This window comes from Solihabitans fulvus (genome assembly GCF_008386585.1).
In the GTDB taxonomy this organism is placed as follows: domain Bacteria; phylum Actinomycetota; class Actinomycetes; order Mycobacteriales; family Pseudonocardiaceae; genus Solihabitans; species Solihabitans fulvus.
In genome coordinates this window covers 33,895-42,675 of the sequence record NZ_VUOB01000046.1, presented here as the reverse complement: position 1 = coordinate 42,675, position 8,781 = coordinate 33,895, and the positions used below count along the sequence as shown (strand labels likewise).

At 72.7% G+C, this 8,781-nt stretch carries 1 protein-coding gene; it reads left to right on the top strand.

The genetic code is table 11. From position 1 onward, the window contains the following. Nucleotides 1-8,771 (top strand): type I polyketide synthase (locus F0L68_RS25175; protein WP_438672316.1); only part of this gene is annotated, 8,771 nt, incomplete at its 5' end. Between the last annotated feature and the right edge of the window lie 10 nt (nucleotides 8,772-8,781).

Here is an 8,781-nt window from a genome sequence, read left to right as displayed (position 1 = left end):
CGACCCCGCATGTGGACTGGTCTGCCGGCTCGGTCGCCCTCCTCACCGAACAGCGCGAGTGGCCGGAGCACGGACGTCCGCGCAGGGCGGCCGTGTCGTCCTTCGGGATCAGCGGCACCAACGCGCATGTCATCCTGGAACAGGCTCCCGAACCGGCCGCACCGCAACGAGAACGGCACACGGTCGTACCGTGGGTTCTCGCGGCGCGGACCGCCGACGCGCTGCGCGCCCAGGCTGGCCGGCTCCGCGACGCCCTGGTGGCCGATCCCGACCTACGGCCCGAGGACATCGGCCACACGCTTGGCACCCGGCACGCCCTGGAGCATCGCGCGGTGCTGGTCGGTCGCGACCGGGACCAGCTCGACGCGCAGCTCGGCGCGCTGGCGGCCGGCCGCGACGCGCCCGGCCTGACCATCGGGACAGCAGGACGCGGCTCGACCGTGTTCGTCTTTCCTGGTCAGGGTTCGCAGTGGGTTGGGATGGCGCGGGAACTGTTGGCGTCGTCGCCGGTGTTCGCGGAGCGTCTGGGTGAGTGCGCGACCGCTCTGGAGTCCTTTGTGGACTGGAAGTTGCTTGAGGTGCTGCGGGGCGAGGAGAACGCGCCGACTCTTGATCGGGTGGATGTGGTGCAGCCGGTGTTGTGGGCTGTGATGGTGTCGCTTGCGGCGTTGTGGCGTTCGTGCGGCGTGGAGCCTGCCGCGGTGGTGGGGCATTCACAAGGTGAGATTGCGGCGGCGGTGGTGGCCGGGGCGTTGTCGTTGGCTGACGGCGCGCGCGTGGTGGCGTTGCGGTCGCGGGCACTGCTGGCGTTGGCCGGCCGTGGCGGCATGGTGTCGGTCGCGCTACCGGCGGACGTGGTGCGGGAGTTGATCGCGCCTTTTGGTGATCGGGTGTCGGTTGCCGCGGTGAACGGTTCCGGTTCGACGGTGGTGTCGGGTGATCCGGATGCCCTCGATGAGCTGCTGGCCAGTTGCGAGGGTCGGGAGGTTCGGGCGCGCCGGGTGCCGGTGGATTATGCCTCGCACTCGCCGCAGGTCGCCGAGATCCGCGACGAGCTGTTGACCGCCCTGGCCGGAATCACCCCGCGCCGATCGGACGTGCCGTTCCACTCGACGGTCACCGGTGAGGCGATGGACACCGCGACACTGGACGCCGAGTACTGGTACACCAACCTGCGCCAGACCGTCCGGTTCGAGGCGGCGACCCGCTCGCTGCTCGCGGCTGGGCACACGGTCTTCGTCGAGGTCAGCCCGCACCCTGTGCTCACGGTCGGCGTGCAGGAGACCATCGAGGCCGGCGACGCGCCCGCCGTCGCCGTCGGGTCGCTGCGCCGGGACGAGGGTGGCCTGGACCGGTTCCTGCTGTCGCTCGGCGAGGCGTTCACCCGAGGGGTACCCGTGCGGTGGGACCGGCTGTTCACCGGCGCCCGGCGCGTGGACCTGCCCACGTACGCGTTCCAACGGCAGCGCTACTGGCTCGATCCCGTTGCCAACGCGGGCGATCCCGCCAAGCTCGGCCTGGCCAGGGCCGAGCACCCGCTGCTCGACACGTCCGTGCCGCTGGTCGACGCCGACGGCCACCTGTTCACCGCGCGGCTGTCGCTCGCCACCCACCCGTGGCTGGCCGACCATGCCGTCGCCGGCACGGTCCTGCTGCCGGGCGCGGCCGTCGTCGAACTCGTGCTGCGGGCCGCCGAAGAGACCGGCTGCGATCGAATCGACGAGCTGACGCTGGACGCGCCTCTGCTGCTGCCCGCGCAGGGCGCGGTCCAGGTGCAGCTCGCGGTCGGCGGCCGGGACTCGGACGGGTTGCGGCCGGTCAGCCTGCACTCCCGGTCGGCCGGTGTCGGCGGCGCGCCGTGGACCCAGCACGCGACCGGGCGGCTCGCGACGGGCGACACGGCGCCGACGAGCGATCTCGACGCGTGGCCGCCGACCGGAGCCGACGCGGTCGATCTGACCGACGGCTACCCGCGTCTGGCCGCGCTCGGCTACGACTACGGGGCCGCGTTCCAGGGGCTGAACTCCCTGTGGCGGCGCGGCGAGGAGATCTTCGCGGAGGTCGCGCTGCCGACTGCGGCCGGTGGCGCGGACGGCTTCGGCGTGCACCCTGCGCTGCTGGACGCGGCGCTGCACGCCGCGCTGCTCGGCGGCGTCCTCCCGGCGGCCGAACCGGGCACGACGGCCCTGCCGTTCGCCTGGACGGGTGTCCGTCTGCACTCGACCGGCGCGACCGCGCTGCGCGTCCGGATCGCTCCGGCCGGGCCGGACGCGGTGTCGCTGCGACTCACCGACCCGGCCGGCGCGCCGGTGGCCTCGGTGGCCCGGTTGACGCTGCGCCCGGTGCCCGTGGCGCGGCTGCGCGGCGCCGGGGGAGTGGCCGGCGAGGCGCTGTTCCGGCTCGACTGGACGCCGCTGCCCCTCCCCACCGCGCCACCGGTTCGCTGGGTCACCCTCGGGGGCGAAAGCCTTGGCGTGCCGAGGTTTGCCGATCTTGCCGCCCTCGGCGAGGTGCTGGCCGGCGGAGCCCCGGCGCCCGAGGTGGTGGCGGCGCACTGCCCGCAGGTCGAGCCCGGCGAAGTGGCCGGGTGGGCGCTGGATCTTGTCACCGCATGGCTGGCCGACGAGCGCCACGCCGACACGCGGCTCGTCTTCGTGACCACCGGGGCGATGGCGGCCACACCGGCCGACGCGGTACCCGGACTCGCGCACGCCCCGGTGTGGGGCCTGATCCGGTCTGCCGAGTCCGAGCATCCCGGCAGGTTCGGGCTGGTCGACCTCGACGGAACGGACGAGTCGGCCACGGCACTGCCCGTGGCCCTGGCCACCGGGGAGCCGCAACTCGCGATCCGGGCCGGCCGCGTGTCCGTGCCGAGGCTGGTCGGTGCGCGGTCGATCTCGGATGAGTGGGAGCAGTGGGACGCAACGGGAACCGTGCTGATCACGGGTGGCACCGGCGCGCTGTCCGGGCTGTTCGCCCGTCACCTGGTGACCGAGTACGGCGTCCGGCACCTGCTGCTGGCCAGCCGGCGTGGCCCGGACACGGACGCCGCCGCGCGCCTGCACGACGAGCTGACCGAACTCGGTGCCACGGTGACGATCGCGGTCTGCGACGTGGCCGACCGCACCGCGCTGACCGCGTTGCTGGCGGCGATCCCGGCCGCGCACCCGCTCACCGCCGTGCTGCACACCGCCGGGGTGCTCGACGACGGCGTGCTCGGCTCGCTGACGCGGGACCGTCTCGCCGGGGTGCTGCGGCCGAAGGTCGACGCCGCGCTGGCGCTGCACGAGTTGACCCGCGACCTGCCGTTGCGGGCGTTCGTGCTGTTCTCCTCCGTGGTCGGCACGCTCGGCGGCGCGGGACAGGCCAACTACGCCGCCGGCAACACGTTCCTCGACGCGCTGGCCGAACACCGTCGCGCGGCGGGACTGCCGGCGCAGTCGCTGTCTTGGGGCCTGTGGGCGCAGCAGGGCGGCATGACTGACCACCTCGCCGAGACCGACCTGGTCCGCATGGCCAGGACCGGCGTGCTGCCGCTCGCGGCGGCGGACGGCCTCGCGCTGTTCGACGCGGCGCAACGGACCGGGACGCCGCACCTCGTCGCCGCGCGACTCGACCTCGCCGCGCCGGGCACCCAGCCGGTGCCTGCCGTGCTCCGCGGCCTCGTCCGCACCCCGGCGCGTCGAGCCGCCGCAACCCAGCCGTCCGGCGCGGATCCGTTGGCCGGCAGGCTGGTCGGCCTGGCCAAGGCCGATCGCGAGCGCACGGTCCTTGACCTGGTGCGGGCTCAGGTGGCGACGGTCCTCGGGCACGCCTCGCCGGAGCTGATCGGGTCCGACCGTGCCTTCAAGGAGCTGGGTTTCGACTCGCTGACGGCCGTCGAGCTGCGCAACCGGCTCGCGTCCGCGACCGGGCGTCGGCTGCCGTCCACCGTCGTGTTCGACCATCCGACGCCGGCCGCACTGGCCAGGTTCCTGCTGGCCGAAACGCAGAACATGGCGGCTCCGGCATCCGCAACGCCGTCCGACGAGCCGATAGCCATCGTCGGCATGGCCTGCCGCTATCCCGGCGGCGTTCGGTCGCCGGAGGACCTGTGGCGACTCGTCGCCGAAGGCCGCGAGGGCATCGGAGACTTCCCGACCGACCGGGGGTGGGACCTGGCCGCGCTGTTCGATCCGGCCGAGGGCACCGGCACCTCCGCCACCCGACGCGGCGGCTTCCTCTACGAGGCAGGGGAGTTCGACGCGGACTTCTTCGGCATCTCGCCGCGCGAGGCGCTGGCCATGGACCCGCAGCAGCGGCTGCTGCTGGAGACCTCCTGGGAGGCCGTCGAGCGCGCCGGCATCGACCCGAAGTCGTTGCGCGGCAGCCGAACCGGGGTGTTCGCCGGGCTGATGTACCACGACTACGCGACCGGGCTCGCGGAGTCGGCCGAGGCGCTGGAGGGCCACCTGCTGACCGGCACCCAGGGCAGCGTCGCCACCGGCCGCGTGTCGTACCTGTTCGGACTGGAGGGCCCCGCCGTCACCGTGGACACGGCCTGCTCCTCATCCCTGGTCGCGCTGCACCTCGCCGCCCAGGCGCTGCGGGCAGGCGAATGCACGATGGCGCTGGCCGGCGGTGTCACGGTCATGTCCACGCCGTCGACCTTCGTGGAGTTCAGTCGGCAGCGGGGTTTGTCGGTGGATGGGCGGTGTAAGCCGTTTGCGGCGTCGGCGGATGGCACTGGTTGGGCTGAGGGTGTTGGTGTGGTTTTGGTTGAGCGGTTGTCTGATGCTGTGCGCAGTGGGCATCGGGTGTTGGCGGTGTTGCGTGGTTCTGCGGTGAATCAGGATGGTGCGTCGAATGGGTTGGCTGCGCCGAATGGTCCTGCGCAGCAGCGGGTGATTCGTGCGGCGTTGGCGGGTGCTGGCTTGTCGTCGTCTGAGGTTGATGTGGTGGAGGCGCATGGGACTGGGACGACGTTGGGTGATCCGATTGAGGCGCAGGCGGTTCTGGCGACTTACGGTGTGGGTCGGTCGGTGGAGCGGCCGTTGTGGTTGGGGTCGTTGAAGTCGAATATTGGTCATGCGCAGGCTGCTGCGGGTGTGGCTGGTGTGATCAAGATGGTGGAGGCGTTGCGGCACGGTGTGTTGCCGAGGACGTTGCATGTGGACGAGCCGACCCCGCATGTGGACTGGTCGGCCGGCTCGGTCGCCCTCCTCACCGAACAACGGGACTGGCCCGTAGGCGACGCGCCCCGGCGGGCGGCCGTGTCCGCCTTCGGGATCAGCGGCACCAATGCGCACGTCATCCTGGAGCAGGCCCCCGAACTGCCCGCGCGGCCCGCCGTCGAGCCCGCCGAGACGAGGCCGGTCGTCGTGCCGTTGTCGGCCGGCAGCGACACCGCGTTGCGCGCGCAGGCAGCGACGCTGCTCTCGCACGTGGAGAGTCGACCCGAACTCCGCGCGGTCGATCTCGCGTACTCGGTCGCCACCACCCGGAGCGCCCTGGAGCATCGGGCCGCGCTCGTGGCCGAGAACCGCGACGGGCTGCTGCGTGGTTTGACCGCCCTGGCCGCCGGTCGCGCGGCCGACGGCCAGGTGAGCGGGCGAGCCGCCGACGAGACGCGCACGGTCTTCGTCTTTCCTGGTCAGGGTTCGCAGTGGGTTGGGATGGCGCGGGATCTGTTTGTGTCGTCGCCGGTGTTCGCGGAGCGTCTGGGTGAGTGTTCGGTCGCTCTGGAGTCCTTTGTAGACTGGAAGTTGCTCGAAGTGTTGCAGGGCGAAGAAGGCGCGCCGAGCCTGGATCAGGTGGATGTGGTGCAGCCGGTGTTGTGGGCTGTGATGGTGTCGCTTGCGGCGCTGTGGCGTTCGTGTGGTGTGGAGCCTGCCGCAGTGGTGGGGCACTCCCAAGGTGAGATCGCGGCCGCGGTGGTGGCGGGAGCGTTGTCGTTGGACGACGGCGCGCGGGTGGTGGCGTTGCGCGCCAAGGCGTTGCTGGCGTTGGCCGGTCGTGGCGGCATGGTGTCGATGGCGGCGCCCGCCGCTGTTGTCGGAGAGTTGATCGCGCCGTTTGGTGATCGGGTGTCGGTTGCCGCGGTGAACGGTCCCGGTTCGACGGTGGTGTCGGGTGATCCGGATGCCCTGGACGAGTTGCTGGCCTGCTGCGAGCGTCGGGAGGTTCGGGCGCGTCGGGTGCCGGTGGACTATGCGTCGCACTCGCCGCAGGTCGCCGAGATCCGAGACGAACTGCTGACCGCCCTGGCCGGAATCACCCCGCAGCAGCCGCAGGTGCCGTTCTGTTCGACCGTCACCGGGGCGTGGGTGGAGTCCGCCGCGCTGGACGCCGAGTACTGGTACACCAACCTGCGGCAGACCGTCCGGTTCGACGAGGTGACCGAGGTCCTGTTGAACCGGGGTCACCGGGTGTTCGTGGAGGTCAGCCCGCATCCGGTGCTGACCGTGGGCATCGCGGAACGGATCGACAGCGCCGGGCTGGACGACGCCGTGGTGCTCGGCTCGCTGCGGCGCGATGAGGGCGGCCTTGCCCGGTTCCTGCTGTCCCTGGCGGACGCGCACGTGCACGGGGCCGAGGTCGACTGGCTCGCGGTGTTCGCCGGTGCCGACGCGCGTCGCGTCGAGCTGCCGACCTATCCCTTCCAACGTCAGCGGTTCTGGCTGGAGCAGGAGCGCCGACCCGAGGATGACACCTTCTGGACGGACCTGGCCGCAACCGACCCCGTGGAACTCGCCGGCACCCTCGACGTGGACGAGGCGGCCCTCGGTCAGGTGCTGCCGGCCCTGACCGCCTGGCGGCAACGCAGACAAGGCAAGTCCACAGTGGACAGCTGGCGCTACCGGGTCACCTGGCAGCCGGCTCCCGAGCCGAGCGACTCGGCGCGACTGTCCGGCACGTGGTTGCTGATCGCGCCGGCCACCGAGGACACGGCGGCCGCCCGGCACGCCCTCGAGTCGCGCGGCGCGGCCGTCACGGAACTCCTGGTCGACGCGGGCAAGGCCGAGCGAGTCGCGCTGGCCGACCAGCTCGGTGACGCGATCGCGGCTGCGCCCGGTCTGTCGGGCGTGCTCTCCCTGCTGGCACTGGACGAGGAACCGCATCCCGAGCATCCGACGGTGTCCGGCGGCATCGCAGCGGGCCTGATCCTGGTGCAGGCGCTGGGCGACAGCGGCGCGCGGCTGCCGGTCTGGTCGGTGACCAGGGGCGCGGTCGGCGTGTCGGACGCGGAGTCGCCGGCGAGCCCGGTGCAGGCCCAGCAGTGGGGGCTCGGCCGGGTGGCCGCGCTGGAGTATCCGCACCTGTGGGGCGGCCTGGTCGATCTGCCGGCCGACGCCGGCTGGCACGGCCTTGCCGGGCTGCTCGCCGACCCCGGCGACGAGGACCAGCTCGCGGTGCGCGCCGGCGGCGTGTTCGTGCGCCGCATCAGCCGAGCGCCGCTCGGCCACCGTGCTCCGGCGCGCACCTGGCGGCCGACGGGCACGGTGTTGGTCACGGGCGGCACCGGCGCGCTTGGCCCGCACATCGCCCGCTGGCTAGCCGACGCGGGGGCCGACCGGATCGTGCTGACCAGCCGCCGGGGCGGCGCCGCCGACGGGATGCCCGAACTCGTCGCCGAACTGGCCGAGACCGGCGTGCACGTCACGGTCGCGGCCTGCGACGTGGCCAACCGTGCAGCCGTCGCGGACCTGGTGCGAGGCCTGGACGCCGAGGGCTGCGAGATCGGCACGGTCGTGCACGCGGCGGCGCTGATGCAGCTCAACTCGCTGGCCGCGCTCACCGTCGCCGAGTTCGCCGAGGTGGTGCGCGCCAAGGTGGCCGGCGCGGCGCACCTGGACGACGTGCTCGCGCACCATCCGGTCGAGTCGTTCGTGCTGTTCTCCTCGATCGCCGGGGTCTGGGGCAGCGGCGACCACGCCGCGTACGCGGCGGCCAACGCGCACCTGGACGCCTTCGCCGAACAGCGCAGGGCGCGCGGCCGCGCGACCATCTCGGTCGCCTGGGGGGTGTGGGGCAGCGACACGCTCCCGGACGCCGTCGACCCGATTTACCTTGCCAGGCAGGGGCTTCCGCTGATCGACCCGGCCACCGCGTTCGCCGGCCTGCGTCAGGCGCTGGACCACGACGAGACCTCCGTGGCGCTCGCCGACGTCGACTGGGCACGGTTCGTCCCGGTGTTCACCTCGGCCCGCCCGCGCCCGCTGCTGGACACGATCCCCGAGGTCGCCGACCTGCTCGCCGCCGGTCGCGAACCGCAGGGCGAAACACCGCTGGCGCAACGTCTCGCCGGGCTGACCGACACCCAACGGGACGCGGCGCTGCTCGCGTTGGTCGGCGAGAACATCGCCGCCGTGCTCGGCCACGACTCCGCCGTCGGTGTGCCGGCGGGCCGCGCGTTCAAGCAGCTCGGCTTCGACTCGCTCACCGCGGTCGAACTGCGCAACCGGCTGAACAAGGCGACCGGCCTCCGGCTGCCCGCGACGCTCGTGTTCGACCACCCCAATCCGGCCGCCGTGGTGGGTTTCCTGCGCACGCACCTGGTCGCGGACGCGCCGGTCGGCTCGGCGCTGGCCGAACTCGACCGCCTTGAGGCCGCGCTGGCTGGCACCGCCGACGGCGACCGGACCGAGATCGCCGACCGGTTGCGGCTGCTGCTCGCCGCGCTCGGCGGCGGCGCGACACCCACGCCAACGAACGACTCCGACGACGACCTCGACCTCGTCACCGACGAGGAGATGTTCGACCTGATCGACAAGGAACTCGGCGACAGCTGAACCGACGGAC